We start from the raw sequence: 19,418 nt of genomic DNA on the forward strand, positions 1-19,418 counted from the left end.
TTCATAGAAATCTCACCACCTTTCTGGCTGAGAATAAGAAAGATAGAAAAGGAATACCCTGATCTTATTCACTGACCGCAGCCTCGCATAATAAGCATTCATCTGTGAAAGTCATTTTGCTGGATACCTTTCGCCCAGAGACGCAACATCTGTGTTAGCGGTATTTGATGAATAAGGCAGGCGTCAAGCTTTATAAGCAATAACCAAAAGGTTTCGCAAGGAGGATAAGACGTTACCTTTGCTAAATTCTCTTACAAATATTTTAGCATCAAGGGGTTCCTTTACGTGTTGAAAAAATAAAATAAGTTTTGTAAACAACGGCGGATTGTTGCTTACAAAACTTATTATACGAGGAGGATTAGTCATGAATTTTATGGGATATAGACGTACGAATGGTACAGTAGGTACACGTAATTATGTGGGCATCTTGTCTGCTGTTGTGTGTGTAAATGAAGTAGTAGAGAATATTGTTCGTCAAGTACAGGGAACAGCTCGCTTTACCCACCATCAAGGATGCTGTCAGACCATGCTTGATATAGGAATTGTAAATCGCACGCTCACGGCTTTGGGGAGAAATCCGAATCTTCATTCGGTAATACTTATTAGTCTAGGTTGTGAAAGTACCAATCTTACTGAAGTGATTGAAGGAATTAGAGCCAGTGGCAAACGAGTAGAACATCTCGTCGTCCAAGAAACAGGTGGTGCGACACGTACTACTGCAGAAGCAATACTACTGGCCCAAGAAATGGTCCACGAGGCATCTCTCCAGGAACGGGAACCTTTCCCAATCAGTGAATTGGTCCTAGGCATGAAATGCGGCAGTTCAGATACCACCTCAGGGCTAGTACCTAATCCAGCCATCGGCGTGGCTTCGGATCTCTTGGTGGATGCTGGCGGTATATCGATTCTTGGAGAGGTGACGGAATTCATTGGTGCTGAGCACATTCTGGCTAGTCATGCTGCAAATGAGACCGTGGCCCAGGGAATTTTTGGTCTCGTGGAGCGTATGGAGAAACGTGCAATGGCAGTAGGTGAAGATATTCGCGGTGGTCAACCCACTGGTGGTAACATCAAAGGGGGGCTTACCACTATTGAAGAAAAGTCGTTAGGGGCTATTGCAAAAGCGGGAACGGCACCGATTCAGGCAGTATATGAGTATGGAGTACGACCTACCGTGAAAGGATTAGTAGTTATGGATTCTCCAGGTCGTGAGCCGGAAATTCTTACTGGTCTGGCTGCAGCTGGCTGTAATGTTATTGTTTTTGCTACAGGCAGAGGAGCTCCGCAAGGCTTCCCATTCGTGCCAGTCCTTAAGATCACTGGAAGTCGCACTGCTGTTGAGAAGATGAGTGATCATATTGATATGGATTTAAGCGCAGTAATCGATGGGGGAGATACCATTCCTGATGCAGGAAGGCGCATATTGGGAGAACTGGTGCGTATAGGATCGGGAACGAAAACGAAGGCTGAAATATTCGGCTATGTTAATTCCATGGATATTTACATGCAGGGGCCTGTTATTTAGATTTTAAATTATGACTTAAGTAAAACACTAATGAGCGTCTGAGCATTTCGGACGCTTTCAGGCTATCTTGAATAGTTATTTATAGTCAGGAGAGGGGGAAGAGATAATGCTAAATCTACAGACAATCATTGGCGGTGATCTTAATTTAAAGAAAAAGCTGATCATTTTTTTTGTATTAATTGCAGCTGTTCCGCTCATTTTGACTACGATGGTTACATCGTATCTAAGTCAATCCGCTTTAATTGAATCTGTATATGATGACAATGAAAAAGCAGCCAGATCGCTTTCCGAGGACTTAAATGTCTCGCTGGCATTTAATATCGAGCTGCTGCAGGCTATGGCGGATACTGCTGAAATACAATCAATGGACCCGGTCAAACAATTGCCCATCATGAAAAAAATAGAGGAACGATCTAAGGGAATTAGTACGATCATCGTTAACGATACTAAGGGCATCCATAAGGTAAGAACCCAAGGTGCATTAGCTTCCAATTGGGATAGAGAGTATTTTCAAAAAATACTTAAAGGAGCGGATTATGCCATCTCTGATATTCAAATAGGCAATAGTACGGGGAAAGCAGCGCTGGTTATTGCTGTACCGATCAAGGATGCACAGAAGAATCTATTAGGGGCGCTATTGGGCGTCATTGATTTTGAAAATTTAACCAAGAATATTCTTGCGACTAAAAGTGGACAGACAGGATATGCTTTCCTAGTGGATCGTCAAGGCAAAGTTATTGTACATCCTGATCAGACATTAATGAAGGGAATGGCTGACGTCAGCAGTCTTGCACCAGTTCAGGGAGCTCTTAGCGGCAAAAGCGGTACTATATCTTATGAGGCGCAAGAGGGAAAGAATTTGGCGGGATACAGCAATGTTGCACTTAGCAACTGGGGGGTAGTGGTCCAGCAGCCTATAGATGAGGCCATGGCTGGTGCAAGCAAGGTAAAATTTACAGGCATTATTTTCACGCTGATTGCTATCTTACTTGCGGTGCTGGTGGGCGTTTTCGTGGCTGGAGTTATTACTAGGCCAATCAGGGAGCTGGTGGGTGTTACTAGCAAATTGGCGAAAGGTGATTTAACTGCTATAGCCAATGTATCTACCCAAGATGAAATGGGGCAGTTGGCTTTGGCTTTCAATACTATGGCAAAAGATCTGCAGCAGCTTATTCGTGGGGTAATCAATAATGCAGATCAGGTTGCAGCATCTTCCCAGGAGCTTTCCTCTACAGCCAATGAAGCCGAGCGGGCTACTAACCAAGTGGCCGTCACTATGACCGATTTTGCCCAAGGATCGCAAAGACAGATGGAAGAGATCGAAAATACACTGCGGGTAGCTGGAGATTTGACACAAGGAGCCAAAATAGTGGCGGATAAAGCGATATCAGCATATTCCTTGTCAGATGATATGGCTAAGGATGCTGAACGAGGCAGAAAAGCAGCTAATAATGCGGTGGAGAAAATAAATGAGATCAAGGAAGTGACCTCTCTGACGTCGGGAGTGATTACTGGACTAGGGGAGAAGAGCAAGCAAATTAGACAAATCGTGGATGTTATCAGCGGTATCGCAGGACAAACTAATTTATTGGCGCTGAATGCCGCAATTGAAGCTGCCCGTGCGGGTGAGCAGGGAAGGGGCTTTGCTGTAGTGGCAGAAGAAGTTCGAAAGTTGGCTGAACAGTCCCAACGGGCAACGGAACAGATTGGGCAGATTGTCGGAGAGATCATGCAGCAAACCGATAAAGCTATCCAGGCGATGGATAGCGGCAACAACAAGGTTAATGAAGGTGTTGATGTAGTCCAGACAGCCGGGCAGGCATTGCAGGATATTATGGAACAGATTAGCAAGAGCGTAAGCATGGTCCGTGACATTGATACGGACAGCAGGCAGCAACTTCAAGGTATGCAGCATATGGTTGGCAGTACCGAGCAGATAGCGGCGATTGCCAAAGAAGCCAGTGCTGGTGCGCAGACTACAGCTGCAGCTACTGAGGAAGTTACCGCCTCCATGGAGGAAATTGCCAGCGCAGCAGAGGCATTAGCTAAGACTGCCAGTGAATTGCAGATGATGGTTTCCAACTTTAAAATTCAGTGAGATTATAAAAAGGAGGGAGTACTATGCCGATACTACTCGAAGAAGATCTCAAAATGCAATTGCCCAGAATGATTAAGGTTCGGCAAAAGTTTGAAGATGAGCACATTTCGAATATCGAGGAAGCAATTCGACAGGAATTAAAGCAAGACAAAATAAAATCTCTTATTAAACCGGGGCAGTCCATTGCTGTTGCGGTAGGGAGCCGCGGAATCAATCACCTCAGTAAAATTGTGAAAGAGACGGTAAACTATCTTAAAGAACTTGGGGCATTGCCGTTCATTGTTCCTGCGATGGGAAGCCATGGTGGTGCTACCGCAAATGGACAACTAGAGGTTTTACACGGCTACGGGGTAACAGAGCAGGCAATGGGCGTTCCGATCAAGTCTTCCATGGATGTAGTTTTGCTAGGGTTCACTCCCGATGCTATCCCAGTTTATGTGGATAACTATGCGCTTGCTGCTGATATGGTTGTATTGATTAACAGGGTTAAGCCTCATACGGGTTTTAGGGGACCTATTGAAAGCGGTATTTGTAAGATGATGGCTATCGGTCTAGGGAAGCATGTGGGCTGCTCGCGATTGCATCAAGTGGAGCGAGCAGACTTTAGCAGTGCTTTAGTTTCGGTTGCTGAGGTTTTCTTGGAAAAAGCCAACTTTGGTTTTGGATTAGCCCTTGTAGAAAATGCCTTTGATCAGACTGCCTTCGTTAAAGCTCTTGTCAAGGACGAGCTATTAAAGGAGGAACAGGAATTATTGATTAAAGCGAAAGCATTGCTGCCGGCATTGCTGCTTCGGAAGATTGATGTTCTATTAGTAGAACAAATTGGTAAAAACATTAGTGGTCCAGGCATGGATCCGAACATAATCGGAAGGCACTCAGCGTTCGGGGACGTAGCTGGCTATGTTGGTCCGAAAATTGAACGCATCGTCGTGCTTGATCTTTCAAAGGGTACCCATGGCAACGCAACGGGCATAGGTACTGCTGATTTTATAACGAAAACGGCTTTTGATAAAATCGACTTCACGGCTACTTATGCCAATCAGATTGCTGCTCGCAATCCTGCAGGAGGACGCATTCCCATAACTATGGAGACTGAGCGGGAAGCACTGATTGCGGCTATAAAGTGCTGCCGCAATATTGATGAAAATGGGCCTTGTATTGTTCGCATCAAAGATACTCTTCACCTCAGTGAAATTTGGCTGTCTGAAAATATGTTGCCATTCATCGCAGGTAATAGCTTATTGGAAATCATGGAATAGTTGTATTGAAAGCTGTCCAAAGGACCTATTATTATCTGTTGAATATCTGATTCTTATAGTACAACATAGATAACAGCTGAAGTGGTGGACATTGGTTTAGAAATTCTGATTATCATCGAAGTCCTATGAGCTGACATCATAATAACGGAGGCTTTATATGAGAATTAAAGTAAATACCCTAAGAGAGTTTTACATTACTGTTCTAGAGGCCGTGAATACGCCGCCAGAAGAAGCTGGGATTACAGCTGATGCTTTGATTGATGCTGATTTACATGGACTTGAAACCCATGGTGCTCTTAGAATACCATCCTATATTAAAGCAGCTAAAGCGGGTAGGTTAGAGGCTTTCCATTCACCATTTATCGAGTGGAACAAAAAAGCAGTGTCTCTAGTTGATGGAAATAATGGTTGGGGGCAGCCAGGGGCTGTGATGGCCGTTCGTGAAGTAATTAATAATGCAAAGTCCCATGGTGTAGGTGCCATAGCTATTAAGAATACAAATCATATTGGAGCATGCGGCTACTATGCCAGAATGATTGCTGAAAACGGATTAGCAGGATTTGTCACAACCAATTCCTCACCCAATATGCCTCCATGGGGAGGAAAAGAGCCTGTTTTAGGTACGAATCCGATTTGCTTTAGTGCTCCATCTCCAGGAGGAAATCTTGTAGTTGCTGATATGGCAACTTCTGTAGTCGCTAAAGGGAAAATTCTTTTGGCAGCTGAAAAAGGCGAGCCTATTCCTGAAGGATGGGCCTTAGATAAAAATGGGCGTACTACGACTGATCCGAAGAAAGCCCTCGAAGGCTCTTTACTCCCTGTTGGTGGACCAAAGGGCTATGGACTGGCTTTGTTCGCTGATATCTTTTCCGGAGTTCTTTCTGGTGCAAATTTCGGCAATAAAATTTGTGGTATGCTGGGAACCAGTGCAGAGCCGGTTGGCGTCGGAGCTTTTATGTGGGCTATTGACATAGAGCTTTTTGGGGCGGAAGGCTTCTACGAGAGGATAGGGGAATTGATCAGTATGGTAACTGGCTCCAAACTGTCAGACGGTATTCAACGTATATATTTACCAGGTGAAATCGAAAATCAGACCGCCAAAGAACGGAGTCTTATAGGTGTTTCAATTAGTACTTCTATAGTTAAGAATTTAAACACAGTTGCACAGGAGCTAGGTGTTAGTCCGCTATTAACAGATTAAAGAATTAGTATTGACAAATTATCCTTATTGCCTCTATAATAAATTATAAGTCAATAAAGTCTCCTGTAAAGGGGAGTAGCTAAATACAGTAAGCCGTCAATACGAGTGCAGACTCCGGCTTTCTGGCAATGTAAGTTGTAAGCGAGACCTTTGCCTATGAGAAGAGTAGTAAAACCCTCTTTCATAGGCGGGGTCTTTTTTGATGTACAAAAGGGAGGGATAAGAATTGGATTTTACGATGATAGCAGAGTATGCCTGGATGTTTGTGATTCTCATTTTTTTGGAAGGTATTTTGGCAGCTGATAATGCCTGCGTTCTGGGAGTTATGGTGAAGCATTTGCCAGTTGAAGAACGTAAAAGAGCTTTAATGTATGGACTGGCAGGCGCATTCGTTTTTCGCGCAGCGTCCTTATTTGCAATATCAATGTTAATCGAATGGTGGCAACTGCAAGCTATAGGAGCGTTATATTTGATCTTTTTGAGTCTCAATCATGTATATAAGTCTATTTTGCGTAATGATGGATCGAATGGAAAATCGACTGTTTCAGAGGGGGCGGGTTTCTGGGAAACGGTAATAAAGGTAGAAATCGCTGATATCGCTTTTGCTGCAGATTCCATTCTGGCCGCTGTTGCATTGGCAGTTAGTTTACCAAAGACCACGCTGCCGAGTATTGGAGGACTTGACGGGGGACATTTTATGGTCGTTTTTGCTGGCGGGTTCGTTGGTCTGGTCTTTATGCGATTTGCTGCTCAGTGGTTTGTGAATATCCTGCTGCGAAAGCCAGGATTGGAAACTGCAGCGTATCTTTTAGTGGGGTGGGTAGGTGTCAAGCTGGCTGTTTACACTCTGTCTCATCCAGGGGTTGCATGGCTGGATGCAGGATTTTCCGGATCGTTAGAGTGGAAGTTTGTTTTCTGGAGTGGATTCGTTCTAATTTGTCTTGGCGGCTGGTTTTTTTCAAAGCCAGTAAAAGGGAAAGAATAAAGAGGATTGGTCAAAGAGCGTTGAAATTCCTGCAAGGTGTAAGACCTTGCGGGAATTTGCGTTTTAGTAGATAAATAGTAAAAATGATGGTATTGCCTTTGGTAAAAGACAACACTATCCTTTTACAAAGGAGCCATATAAATAGGCCATACAGTGTATGAAAAAAGAATATACTAAGGTAAAAGTTTGAAATATTTTATGGTTTCTTCATTCGACAAAAATTGACTATATATTAAAGATATAATGAATACTCCACAACACTCTGATCAAGCAACTGCAAATGCATCCTATCGTCTCGCTATCGTACCTTATATTAACTCTACGGAAGAAAAGAAAGGTTATATACAAGAAATTGTGGATGGAAAATATACGGAACATTATTCCAGCAAAAATTTTCAAAGTATTCCCTCGGAAGAGGTACAAAAAGCTCTAAATAGTACGGGTTATGATAATTCAAATCAGGAGCTTGCGGAAAAAGATAAAGTATCTTCTTTTCAAGTAACAGGACTATCGGAAAATAAAACGGTGTTTGGTGATGTTGGATATAAAGATCCAATTACAAAAGCGTTAGACCAGGCAATGGATGATGCCAATGAAAAAATAAAGAGCAACTTATAAGGTGTAACCCAATCCCGGTTGGCATAACTGCTGATCGGGATTTTATATTTCCACGGAAATTTCCAGGAAAATCAAAGAGATCATGTTATAATGGAGTAACATAAGTAAATATTTTATTGCTATTCAGGGAAGATAGTAAGGAAGGTGGAACAATGAACGCAGATATTAAAGAAGCCGTAAAAAAAATCACAGGACAAGTTATTGAATGGCGAAGGGATTTTCATAAATATCCGGAGGCCGCCTGGACTGAGTTTCGTACCGCTGAGAAAGTGGTAAAAGTATTGAATAGTTTTGGTTATGACGTTACATATGGCAGCGAGGTTGTTGAGGAGACTGCTATGATGGGAGTGCCGACGCAGGACGTTCTAGAAAACAGTGCAAAGAGGGCAATCGAAGAAGGCGCGGACCGTACCGTAATAGAGAGAATGGCAGGAGGTAAAACAGGTGTTGTTGGCACTTTGTATACTGGTCGCCCAGGCCCCATAGTGGCACTGCGTTTTGATATGGATGCCAATGAAGTTCAGGAAAAAACAGCTGGGGAACATCGTCCTTGGAAAGATGGATTTGCCTCTCTTCATGCCGGTGTCATGCATGCTTGTGGTCATGACGGACATACAGCCATTGGGTTAGGAGTTGCTAAACTCCTACAAGAAAACAAAGAAAATCTCTGCGGGACCATTAAGCTGATTTTTCAGCCAGCTGAAGAAGGAGTGCGGGGAGCGAAGGCAATGGTTGAAGCTGGAGTCGTTGATGATGTTGAGTATTTATTTGGCATGCATTTAGGCTTTTTGGCCGGAAGCAGTGACCGCTTTATTTGTGGTACTGACGGATTTTTAGCTACTACAAAATTTGATGCTTATTTTTCTGGTGTGCCAGCCCATGCCGGAGCAGCACCACAGGAAGGACGAAATGCTTTGCTTGCAGCAGCTCATGCAGCTGTCAGCCTGCATGGGATTCCTCGCCATGCTGCTGGTGTTTCGCGCATTAATGTTGGAGTATTGGAAGCTGGCAGCGGACGCAATGTTATCGCCGATAAAGCCGTTCTAAAACTGGAGACTCGCGGCGAAACTTCAGCGATTAATTGCTTTATGCAGGAGGAGGCACTGCGAATCATTCATGGAGCCGCCGCTATGCAAGGCGTAACTGTGACCATTAGTGAAATGGGCGGAGCATCTGGTGGTCAAAGTGATACTGCTATTGCAAATCGCTTGCGGCAAGCAGCAGAAGATTCGGGGTTATTTGATGTGATTGAAGAGCGTGGCAGTTTGGGAGCCAGCGAGGATTTTACATGCTTTTTAGAGCGGGTTCAAGAAAATGGTGGGCAAGGCGGATATGCTATGGTCGGAATTAACCGAGCTGCTGGTCATCATGATGGGGCATTTGATTTTGATGAGGCTGCTTTGTCAAATGCCGTGACAGTCTTGACACTAGCGGTATCTAATCTTTTGCAAAAAGACGCGTTGAGTGAATAGATGAATGAGTAAACTCCTGCAGGGGCTCTAAAGCCATGCAGGAGTTTTTACCATTGATGTACTCATATTCCAGTACATACTGAGAAAGTACCGATATGCTTTCCTTAACAGACGCTGCTAATGATTACGACAAAACTGCTGGTTTTAATATTTATGTTAAAATTTCCCTTCTGATAGAGCATTTTTTAACGGGATAACGCTCTTGATTGGTGATATATACACCTAGAATGATGAATAAACCGCCTAAAGCAATCGTTAGCGTCAGTTTATCATCAAAAATCATGATACCAGCTATTATAGCCATAATTGGATTAAAGTAACTGAAGATAGCTGTCTTTACAGCACCAATTTTTGTGATCCCCAGATACCAGATAAAATATGAATAAACGGAACAAAAGACCGCTAAATATACCGAGGCTAAAAGGGAAGCTCTGCTAATGGTGGGAAGCTGCTGCAGCAATGTTGTTTCTGCGAATACTGTTGGAAAGACTGCAAATGGCAGTAATAGAATAGTTCCGCAGATGTGAATATAAGCCATTGCAATAAAGGGACTATATGTTTCCAATACTGTCTTACTTTTAAGCGTGAACCAAGCCCAAACTATTGCATTTAGAATTAATAAACTGTCACCAAAGAAAGTTTTTTTATGGAATATATCGCTAAATTGTCCTTGACTTATGACTAGGAGAATGCCGAAAAACGCAATACATATTCCTAACCTGCTGCGAGTAGTGACTCGTTCTTTTTTGGTAATCATGCAGAATATAGCAGAAAATATTGGGATGGTTGCCATAATGAGACCAGCATTTGTACTAGTTGTATATTGCAGACCTGTATAATGAATATAGAAAAACGAAGTAATCGCAAAGAAGCCGAGCATGAAAAACTGAGGTATATCCTTTTTATAAATGCAGCTAGCTCTCCTTTTAAGAACTAAAATAAGAGTAAACACCAAAGACGCAATTACAAAACGTAAGATGACTAGATTTAAGGGAAGAAAGTCCCGCATGCCAATTTTAGCTGCAACGTATGATGTTCCAAGGAATATAGGCACAGTCGTTAAAAGCAGATAAACAGTATAGAATTTTTTCCAAGGAGAAGGTTTGTTACCTGTAAATCTCTTGATGTTAAAATTGTTACAAAGAATAGTTTGATCACTCACCGAAATCACTCCCAATTCTTGCTAATTGTATTGTTGCAATTATAGCATGATGTAAACTATAATAAAATTATTAATAAAATATACCTTCTATACTGAAAAAATATAGTACGAGGTGAGAAAAACGGACATTCGTGATATGAAAAGTTTTTATGCCATCGTTGAAGAAGGGAATATCAGCAATGCAGCAAAGCGGCTTAATATAGCGCAGCCGCCCCTTAGTAAGCAGATGAAACAGTTAGAAGATAATCTTGGAGTCCAATTGTTTGAACGCGGAAGTCGTAGAATAAGGCTGACAGAGGCAGGGGAATTATTACGGGAGCGCGTAGAACAAATATTAGGGTTAGTTGATGGTACAATAAAAGAAATTACAGACCTGAATTCAGGTTTAGTAGGCTCGCTTTCAATAGGTACGGTGAGTACATCGGGAGCAACATTGCTTCCAAGTCTGCTGCATCAATTTCATAATTTATACCCAAAGGTTACCTTTCAGCTATGGGAGGGGGATGGTAATCGTATTTTAGAGCTATTAAACAAACGGGTTATTGAAATTGGAATTATACGAGCACCCTTTGATATAGAAATATATGAATCAATTACTTTGCCTGATGAGCCACTAGTGATTGCGATGAAAAAAGATGGATATTCTTGCGGCAAGGACTCTGAAAGAATTCGTCTGATTGAGCTTGCGAATCAGCCATTAATTATTCCGCTAAGGTGGAAAGCAATGTTTGTTGAATGGTGCAGAAAGGCTGGTTTTATTCCCAATATCGTATGTATAAGTGATGGAATTTTGCTTAATATAATATGGACGAAACTAGGAATTGGTATGGCCTTAGTGCCAAAGTCTACTCAGGAACTCATTTCTGATTCAGAACTGACGTATAAAACCATTGTGGAACCCAATGTATCGACACAAACGGTAATTGTCTGGTCGAGGAATCACAAGTTATCTGCTAGCAGTAAACACTTCTTGGATTTATTAAAAGATAAGCTTCTAAAATAATACAGGGGTAGATTCAACCGCTGTAATACTGAAAGGGTGATCGTATGAGTACTACAAGGGCAATACGCAAAATTGTAACCGGTACAACCCAGTTTGACGGAGCGGGAGTAAAGCTGGTGAGGGTTTTTGGTCATGGCGATACCAAGGACTTTGACCCTTTTCTGATGCTGGATGCATTTGATTCTGAGAATTCTGCTGATTATACAAAAGGGTTCCCATGGCATCCACACAGGGGTATCGAAACTGTAACCTATCTGATTGCCGGTGACATTGAGCATAGTGATAGTCTGGGCAATAAGGGAAGGATACTGGATGGCTGCTGTCAATGGATGACGGCTGGAAGCGGTATTCTTCATCAAGAAATGCCTCAGCCTTCGGATAGGATGTTAGGAGTTCAGCTCTGGCTGAACCTTCCTCGCAAAGACAAGATGACGCATCCTCAGTATCGCGATATCACCGATTCTATGATTCCAAAAATACGGCAGGATGGAAGTACAGTTGGTGTTATCGCAGGAAAATATAAGAACACGCAAGGAGCGATGCAAGGGGATTATATAAAAGCTACAGCTTTAGATGTCCAGCTCGAGCCAAAAAGCCAGTGGAGTATACCAACAGATACAGAAGCAACCCTATTCATCTACATTGTTGAAGGTGCCGGTTATGTTGATAGGCAGACTATGATCGAAAGCCATAAGGCAGTACTCTTTGATCAGGGAGATACATTTGCTATCCAGGCAGCTGACCAGGGCATTCGCTTCCTGCTGTTTTCCGGATCTCCCCTCAGGGAGCCCATTGCATGGGGTGGACCTATTGTCATGAATACGCGAGAAGAACTGCAGCAGGCTTTTCGAGAAATTGATAACGGAACTTTTATCAAGAAATAATACAGTACCGATTCCCAATAATAATTGGGAATCGGTACTTGCAGCAATAAGGTAATTTGGTGCTCTATACCTTTTTGCAGATGTAATAGGAATTCATATATGGTATAAATAGATTAAAGTTAAGAGAGTATGCTAATTTAGGAGGCTTTTATGTTTCGGAAATTATTTATTTTTATTATCATTAACGTATGCTTTCTGATTTCGATTGCGAACGCTCAAAGCTTACAAGACAGCAAAAATGGTTTTTCTTTAGAATTGCCAAAGGATTGGAAAATTATTCAACAAGGTTCAGATGTTGCTATTATTGCTAGTAAAGATGATCAGGGAAGAATAGTTACAAGTGTTATGCCGAAATACCCTCTCAGTCGTTCATCAGGGGAAGAGTATTTCATTTTAAAAGAGGTTAATAACCTGTTAAGCAAAAAGTTTCCTGACGCGGTTATAGACGCTGTGCAGAAGGATAGAATTGCGAACCAAAAGGCTGTGGTAACGACCTTTTCATATACAGGAAAAAATGGTATTTCCAATAAAATACTTGTAGCGTCTTTTTGGGTTAATAATTCTATTTTTCAAGTAACATGTATTACAAAAGCAGAGAAATTTGAGCAATTAAAAGTAACTTTTTTAGCAGCATTGAATTCATTGAAGCTTCAATCATTAACAGCATCTGATTGGGCCGGTAAAGGTGATGTATTTAAAAATAATAAAGAACATGACAAGGCAATCGAAGCTTATGCTAATGCAGCCCAATTAGATGATAAAAACGCAGAATATCCTTATCAGCTTGCTTATATATATTCAGAAAAAGGAAACTTTGAACAGGCCATTGTTGAAATTACAAAAGCGATTGAATTAAAACCAAAGACTGCTTTCTATTATCATGAACGAGCGTATTCGTATATTGCACTGAAAAATCCTCAATTAGCATTAGAAGATGATAATAAGGCAATTCAGCTTGATTCGGAAGAAGCAATTTTTTATTCAGGACGTGGAAATGCTTATGCAATGATGGGTAAATATGAAGAATCCCTTGCAGATTTTCACAAATGCTTAGAAATCAAAGGAAACTACCTTGATGCAGAGTTCAATTTAGGTCAAGTATATGATCTAATGGGTAGGAATGAAGAGGCTATTAAATATTATAAAATCGTAAAAGAGCATTCTGATTTGCCAGAATCTGTAAAGGTAAAAGTGCAAGCCAGAATAAACGGTGATTGGGATAGCTATAGGGAATGGATTTAACCAAGTGCGTATTAATTCTAATTTCTAGTAAATGGAAAAAAAGAACAGATCAATTGGCTTGCCTGGTGCCTATTTAATCACTATGATGGTAACAAAAATAGCCCGAAAGTTTTCTGATACAGAAAACTTTCGGGCTTAGATTTTCCAGTAAAATATTAATTTAATGGTCAAATCTAGGAGGCAGCTTTTCTTTCTCCCATATTGAGGATGATATTTAAAATTACAGCTGTTAACGCACCTGTTACAATTCCATTTTCAAAAAACATTTTTAGTAGTGGAGGAAATTTAACAAAGAGGTTAGGTACGACAGTGACTCCTAAACCTAAAGCAACAGAGCAGGCAATAACCAGTAAATTTTCATTGCTGGCAAAATCAACTTTACTGAGCATTTTAATTCCTGAGGCAACCACAATTCCAAACATGGCAATCATAGCTCCACCCAGTACGGAATTTGGAATGATCATAGCTAATGCTGCAAATTTAGGTATCAGTCCTAATACTATGAGCATAAAACCAGCAACTATGGTAACATTCGTGGTTTTAGAATGAGAAAGCTGTACGAGACCAACATTTTGGGAAAAGGTCGTATAAGGGAAAGAATTGAAAATACCTCCCAGAATTACGGCAATTCCTTCGGCTCGATAGCCACGAGTCAGATCGGTTTCCGTTATCTTTTTTCCACAAATCTCACCCAGTGCCATGAAAACTCCTGTTGATTCAATCATGCTGACAATTGCAACAACAATCATAGTAATAATTGCGCTTGGCTCAAAGGTAGGTAGTCCGAAATAGAAGGGAGTGATCATATTAAACCATGATGCTTGGGCAACGCTGCTGAAAGAAACATTGCCCATAATTGCCGCGACAAGGGTTCCTGCAATTAATCCAAGTAATACAGAAATAGAACGAATAAATCCTGTGGTAAAGCGATTTAATAATATGATAAATAATAGCACGCCAAAAGCTAGAGCAAAATTGGATAAGGAACCAAAATCTGCACTTCCTACACCGCCAGCCACATTGTTAATGGCAACTGGAACCAATGTAATGCCGATAATCGTAACAACAGAACCTGTCACAACAGGCGGGAAAAATGTAACCAGTTTTGAAAAGTAATTTGCAATGAGTACAACGAAAAGGCCGGAGCATATGATGGAACCATACATGGCTGTCATGCCATACTGGCTTCCAATACTAATCATGGGGAAAACAGCTGTAAAGGTACATCCAAGTACAACCGGCAAACCAATTCCACAGACTGGATTGCGCCATGCCTGCAGCAGAGTAGCAAGACCAGAAGTGAGTAAATCGGCTGCAATAATATAGCCCATCTGTTCAAAGTTTAATTTAAGAGCGCTACCAACAATAAGGGGAACGATAATTGCACCAGCGTACATAGCAAGTACATGTTGAGTACCAAGCAGATACGTTTTCCCAGCAGAGTTTTTCATACATTATCCTCCTAGCAATACTGATTATAGAAAATTGACTTGTCCATTTGAAAAGGAAGCGATTCGAGCTAACGATTCTACACGATACCCGGCTTGTTGCAATTTTTGAGCACCAGGCTGGAAGGATTTTTCAATTACAATGCCTATTCCTATTACGCTGGCATTTGCCTGTTTAACGATGGTTGCTAAACCTGTAGCAGCTTCTCCATTGGCGAGAAAGTCATCGATAATCAGTACTTTGTCGTCTTTTTCCAGAAAATTTTTAGGCACGATAATGCTGTTACTCTCACGCTTTGTAAAGGAATAGACCTTTGTACAGTATAAAGCTTCATTAGAAATTACTGACTTCTTCTTTCTAGCAAAAATCACAGGAACATTTAGGATCAGCCCTGCCATTACCGATACGGCGATACCAGAGGATTCAATCGTCAATATTTTTGTGATGGATTCTCCACTAAAGCGTTTAGCAAACTCCTCTCCCATCTTCAACATAAGTTGGGGATCAATTTGCTGATTTAAAAAGGAATCAACTTTGAGTAGGGAGTCATTTAAAACTTGTCCGTCTGACTGAATTCTTTTTTTTAATAAATCCATAGAGCCCTCCTTTTTTTAGTTTGTAGAAAAAATAAAAAAAAGCCCTGTTAGGGAATCTCCGCGTTGTAGAAAATGAGCGAAAATTCCCCAGCAGGACTTTTATCCCTGGGTTTGGTGTATCATCACCTGTATCTGAGTCACGATACTGCTGAAAATTGCTAATTTAAGAAACAAACTCAAAAAGAATTTTCATCGTTGGACCTTTAGATACACTTTCACTCGTAGACAGGCAATTTACGGCTGCCGGTAGAAACTTTTGGGCCATATCCCCAAAATTATACGAGACTATTTACATGTGGTTTATTGTAGCAGTCTCAAATCCCATTGTCAATAATGAGTAATACATATTTTGTCGAAAAAACTTATATTTTTAATGTGAGTGTACTTTGCTGTATTACACCTTGGCAATACTCTGTTTAAGAAGAGAGATCCGTCAAGATAGGCAATAATTCCCTAGTAGAAACGCTAATACAAACTTGCAGGAATTTTGTCTATTAATCATAAATAATAAAGTAGAATAGTTTCTACTATTATAAAAATCACAGCCTCTTACGGTTGGATCTATACGTGCAAAACAAAACAAGGGAGCAAAGGACTATGAACGATATAATGCTGCAAGAAGAAACGATTATACGAACATCAGGCTCCCATAATTGCGGCGGTCGCTGCATAGTTAAGGCGCATGTTAAAGATGGGCAGATTGTTCGCATTACTAGTGATGATGAGCGTCCTGATACGGAGAAAAGGCCACAATTACGTGGCTGTCTGCGCTGCCGAGCCTATAGGAGTTATTTGTATCATGAGGATCGGCTGAAGTATCCTATGAAGCGAATTGGCAAACGAGGAGAAGGTTTATTTGAACGTATTTCTTGGGAAGAAGCCTTAGATACGATTGCGGACCATACGAAACGAATAATGACTGAGTATGGTCCAGAGGCTATTTATCTGTCATATGCTACAGGCAATGCAGGCAAGACGTCAGAACAAGTCTGGATGCGGCGACTGCTGGCACTCTATGGAGGCTATTTGGATTATTATGGAACCTATAGTTCAGCTTGCACAAATGCAGCAACCCCGTATACATATGGGACTGCCAATACTGGCAGCAGTCGAGAAGACTGGGTTAATTCGAAGCTTATCATATTAATGGGATTTAACCCGGCAACAACCATTCATGGAACGAATACAGCTTATTATCTAAAAAAAGCAAAGGATGCGGGAGCAAAAATTATTTGCATTGATCCTCTGTATACGGATACGGCTATCGCTCTGGCTGATCAGTGGATACCCATTCGGCCTTCTACTGATAGCGCTCTTTTGGATGCTATGGCTTATGTAATCATTACAGAAAATCTGCAGAATCAATCATTTTTAGATACATACTGTCTCGGTTTTGATGAAGATCATATGCCAGCAGGTATTCCAGCGGGGAACTCATACAAAAGTTATATTCTTGGTTTAGGCATAGATCCAGTGGCTAAAACTCCTGCGTGGGCAGAAAAATCTACAGGTATTCCAAGAGAGGTCATTGTTCAGTTGGCTAGAGAGTATGCCTTAAACAAACCCGGTGCACTCATCCAGGGATTTGGTCCTCAGCGTCATGCCTATGGTGAGCAGCCGCCCCGCAGTGGGGCTGCTCTTGCAGCTATGACAGGAAATATTGGAATAAAAGGCGGCTGGGCCTCCGGCTGCGGTTCACCTTGTCGGAAACAATTTGTTGGCTCTATACCGATCAATAATCCCTGCAATGCAGCGATATCTATGTACATGTGGCCGCTAGCGATTGAAAAAGGGACTGAGCTTGGTAAAAAAGAGGGAGTTCGGGGAGTTGATAAGCTGTCAGCCAACATTAAACTGATATTTAATTTGGCTGGCAACTGCCTCATTAATCAACACTCTGATACCAATGGAACGGCAGAACTGTTATCTAATGAGAATTTAGCTGAATTCATTGTCGTCAGTGATCATTTCCTTACAAGCAGTGCGAAGTTTGCGGATATTTTGCTGCCTGGTGATAATTTCATGGAACGGGAAGATATTGTACTACCCTGGTCAGCCGGTGACTATGTGTTGTTTATGAATAAGGCAGTGGATACGGTTTATGAATGTCGAAACGGATATGACTGGATTAGTGATCTAGCCGGCAGACTGGAGCTTACAGCTGAATTTACGCAAGGAAGGACGTTAGAAGACTGGCTGCGTTTTATTGTTGATGAAACATGCAAAGAAAATCCTGGTTTTCCTTCTTACGAAGAATTTAAAGAAAAGGGGGTATATGACTGGGAGTATGAGGAACCAGCGATTGCTTTTAAGGAGCAAATCGAAGATCCTGAGCATCATCCATTTCCCACCCCTTCCGGAAAAATAGAATTTTTCTCACCACGCTTGTGGGAATTAGATAAGCCTAATGAGGTTCCCGCGATTCCAAAGTATCTCTCTGCCTGGGAAGGGCCGGAAGATCCTCTGCGCAGTACATACCCTCTGCAATGCATTGGTCATCATACGAAACGGCGTGTACATTCCATGTTTGACAATAATGACTGGATGGAGCAGGCAGAAGCGCAGGTATTTTGGATTAGTGTATATGATGCCAAAAAGCGCGGTATAAAAAATGGTGAAAAAGTTTGTATCTACAATGATCGTGGCAAAGTAATGTTGACTGCTAAAGTTACTCCCCGCATTATGCCGGGAGTGGTTTCCATACCTCAGGGGGGCTGGTGGTCGCCAGATAAGGAAGGGATCGACCAACGCGGCTGTATCAATACATTGACAAAATACCAGCCGACACCGCTGGCTTTTGCAAATCCTCAACATACGAACCTGGTTGAAGTGGTAAAACAGGATCAGATGAAGGAGAAGACATGAGCAAACAAATAGCATTTTATGTTGAACAAAAACATTGTACAGGTTGCAGTGCCTGTCAGATTGCCTGCAAAGATAAGCATGATCTACCTCCTGGTCAGAATTTTAGACAAATTCATGCCTATGAAGGCGGTGGCTTTACAGTTCTCGGCAGTGTTGTTCATCATAATACCTATGCCTATTGGGTGCCGATTAGCTGCAATCATTGTGTAGATGCTCCTTGCGTTGCTGTATGTCCAAGTGGAGCGATGTATAAAAGACCAGAAGATGGATTAGTATTGATTAACGAAAAAAGCTGCATTGGCTGTCGTCGGTGTTTCGCAGTTTGCCCCTATCAAGCACCACAATTTGATGCTGCCACCAGTAAGATGAAAAAATGTGATTTTTGTCAGGATCTCCTGCTGCAAGGAACAGAACCAGCTTGTGTTTCAGCCTGCCCCATGCGTGTATTAGGATATGGAGAGCTTAAAGAATTACAAAAGAAGTATGGCAGTAACAGCTGGGTAAAGGGACTGCCCAATACTGCAGAAACTAAACCGGCTTGGGTTCTGATACCACACCGTGATGCAGTGGATACACGATAAAAAGAAAAAGTATGATTTTGATGAATTAGGCACTTGCCGTAACGGCAGTCCAATCAATATTATGCGATATAATCGTGCACCTGCAGAAACGTTGCCTAGACCATGTGTTAAGCAGGAATTAATCTTTAATGAAGAGAAGAGGCTGTCGCAAAATGCTTTTTGAAAAAAAGCATTTTGTGGCAGCCTTCCTTTCTTGAGCAGATAAAATCCAGGCGAAAAAGAATAAACAAAGAAGCTCTTCTTCCGTTTATGCCCATAGCAAACAGAGGAAGCCTCTTCCCCAATAAAAAAGTCTATTTGTATTTGTCAGGCTGCTTTGGGAATATGCAAGTAAGTTCCACAGCGACCACTTTGAATTTTGTTGTGGAGTTTGTTTAGGTTATACCCCATGCACAGCAATAGAAACTCGGTTTGCACCTTGACGCTGCCTCTCATAAGAAAACGTCGGAAGCCCATATCTGCTTTCAGTACACCGAAG

Annotated in this window: 17 protein-coding genes and 1 riboswitch; of the genes, 13 read left to right on the top strand and 4 right to left on the bottom strand. The window is 41.7% G+C overall.

The features are described 5' to 3' along the window. Positions 1–364 precede the first annotated feature (364 nt). The 7 genes from BMZ99_RS23925 (at position 365) to BMZ99_RS23955 (ending at position 9,158) form a co-directional block, all read left to right on the top strand. Positions 365–1,525 carry a UxaA family hydrolase gene (locus BMZ99_RS23925; RefSeq protein ID WP_090943966.1) on the top strand — a complete coding sequence of 387 codons (1,161 nt, stop codon included), beginning with the start codon at positions 365–367 and terminating at the stop codon, positions 1,523–1,525. Positions 1,526–1,631: 106 nt separating this feature from the next. Beyond that, positions 1,632–3,623, top strand: a complete 1,992-nt coding sequence (locus BMZ99_RS23930; RefSeq protein WP_090943969.1) for a methyl-accepting chemotaxis protein — start codon at positions 1,632–1,634, stop codon at positions 3,621–3,623. A gap of 23 nt (positions 3,624–3,646) precedes the next feature. Next, positions 3,647–4,882: a nickel pincer cofactor-dependent isomerase, group 22 gene (locus tag BMZ99_RS23935; RefSeq protein WP_090943972.1), complete on the top strand. Its 1,236-nt coding sequence runs from the start codon at positions 3,647–3,649 to the stop codon at positions 4,880–4,882. 157 nt (positions 4,883–5,039) lie between these two features. Then, complete coding sequence (locus tag BMZ99_RS23940) at positions 5,040–6,083, top strand: Ldh family oxidoreductase (protein ID WP_090943975.1); 1,044 nt, start codon at positions 5,040–5,042, stop codon at positions 6,081–6,083. Positions 6,084–6,309: 226 nt separating this feature from the next. Further along, on the top strand, positions 6,310–7,068 hold the full coding sequence (locus tag BMZ99_RS23945; protein WP_090943978.1) for a TerC family protein: 759 nt from the start codon (positions 6,310–6,312) through the stop codon (positions 7,066–7,068). Between the two features lie 243 nt (positions 7,069–7,311). Beyond that, positions 7,312–7,686 carry a hypothetical protein gene (locus tag BMZ99_RS23950; protein WP_245755141.1) on the top strand — a complete coding sequence of 125 codons (375 nt, stop codon included), beginning with the start codon at positions 7,312–7,314 and terminating at the stop codon, positions 7,684–7,686. 152 nt (positions 7,687–7,838) lie between these two features. Further along, positions 7,839–9,158, top strand: coding sequence for an amidohydrolase (locus BMZ99_RS23955; RefSeq protein ID WP_090943981.1), 1,320 nt, complete (start codon positions 7,839–7,841; stop codon positions 9,156–9,158). A 151-nt stretch (positions 9,159–9,309) separates the two neighbouring features. Here the strand turns inward: BMZ99_RS23955 and BMZ99_RS23960 are convergent, their stop codons facing one another. Beyond that, positions 9,310–10,320 (bottom strand): DMT family transporter, encoded by a 1,011-nt coding sequence (locus BMZ99_RS23960; protein WP_139214840.1) that lies wholly within the window; start codon positions 10,318–10,320, stop codon positions 9,310–9,312. Between the two features lie 136 nt (positions 10,321–10,456). Here BMZ99_RS23960 and BMZ99_RS23965 point away from each other — a divergent pair, with 136 nt between their 5' ends. The 3 genes from BMZ99_RS23965 to BMZ99_RS23975 all read left to right on the top strand — a co-directional run bounded on the left by BMZ99_RS23965 (position 10,457) and on the right by BMZ99_RS23975 (position 13,449). Further along, complete coding sequence (locus tag BMZ99_RS23965; RefSeq protein ID WP_090943983.1) at positions 10,457–11,323, top strand: LysR family transcriptional regulator; 867 nt, start codon at positions 10,457–10,459, stop codon at positions 11,321–11,323. A gap of 44 nt (positions 11,324–11,367) precedes the next feature. Next, positions 11,368–12,207: a pirin family protein gene (locus tag BMZ99_RS23970; RefSeq protein ID WP_090943987.1), complete on the top strand. Its 840-nt coding sequence runs from the start codon at positions 11,368–11,370 to the stop codon at positions 12,205–12,207. A gap of 150 nt (positions 12,208–12,357) precedes the next feature. Continuing rightward, positions 12,358–13,449, top strand: a complete 1,092-nt coding sequence (locus tag BMZ99_RS23975) for a tetratricopeptide repeat protein (RefSeq protein ID WP_090943990.1) — start codon at positions 12,358–12,360, stop codon at positions 13,447–13,449. A 173-nt stretch (positions 13,450–13,622) separates the two neighbouring features. Here BMZ99_RS23975 and BMZ99_RS23980 read toward each other — a convergent pair whose 3' ends face one another. Continuing rightward, the gene (locus tag BMZ99_RS23980) at positions 13,623–14,900 is read right to left on the bottom strand and encodes a nucleobase:cation symporter-2 family protein (protein WP_139214841.1); all 1,278 of its coding nucleotides are present in this window, start codon (positions 14,898–14,900) and stop codon (positions 13,623–13,625) included. Between the two features lie 24 nt (positions 14,901–14,924). Further along, complete coding sequence (locus BMZ99_RS23985; RefSeq protein ID WP_090943992.1) at positions 14,925–15,494, bottom strand: xanthine phosphoribosyltransferase; 570 nt, start codon at positions 15,492–15,494, stop codon at positions 14,925–14,927. Positions 15,495–15,696: 202 nt separating this feature from the next. Further along, positions 15,697–15,797, bottom strand: a riboswitch (purine riboswitch). A gap of 294 nt (positions 15,798–16,091) precedes the next feature. Here BMZ99_RS23985 and BMZ99_RS23990 point away from each other — a divergent pair. From BMZ99_RS23990 to BMZ99_RS26075, 3 genes are read left to right on the top strand one after another with little or no spacing between them, the layout of a single operon-like run. Beyond that, positions 16,092–18,359 carry a DMSO/selenate family reductase complex A subunit gene (locus tag BMZ99_RS23990; RefSeq protein ID WP_090943995.1) on the top strand — a complete coding sequence of 756 codons (2,268 nt, stop codon included), beginning with the start codon at positions 16,092–16,094 and terminating at the stop codon, positions 18,357–18,359. Next, positions 18,356–18,940, top strand: a complete 585-nt coding sequence (locus tag BMZ99_RS23995; RefSeq protein ID WP_090944001.1) for a DMSO/selenate family reductase complex B subunit — start codon at positions 18,356–18,358, stop codon at positions 18,938–18,940. The genes BMZ99_RS23990 and BMZ99_RS23995 overlap by 4 nt, the downstream gene beginning before the upstream one ends. Continuing rightward, positions 18,918–19,103, top strand: coding sequence for a hypothetical protein (locus BMZ99_RS26075; protein ID WP_139214842.1), 186 nt, complete (start codon positions 18,918–18,920; stop codon positions 19,101–19,103). Before BMZ99_RS23995 ends, BMZ99_RS26075 begins: the two co-directional genes overlap by 23 nt. Before the next feature lie 143 nt (positions 19,104–19,246). On the opposite strand, the gene BMZ99_RS24000 is transcribed toward BMZ99_RS26075, so the two are convergent. Next, complete coding sequence (locus BMZ99_RS24000) at positions 19,247–19,408, bottom strand: transposase (protein WP_139214857.1); 162 nt, start codon at positions 19,406–19,408, stop codon at positions 19,247–19,249. Positions 19,409–19,418 lie beyond the last annotated feature (10 nt).

The sequence above is a fragment of the Pelosinus propionicus DSM 13327 genome, assembly GCF_900114615.1.
In the GTDB taxonomy this organism is placed as follows: domain Bacteria; phylum Bacillota; class Negativicutes; order DSM-13327; family DSM-13327; genus Pelosinus; species Pelosinus propionicus.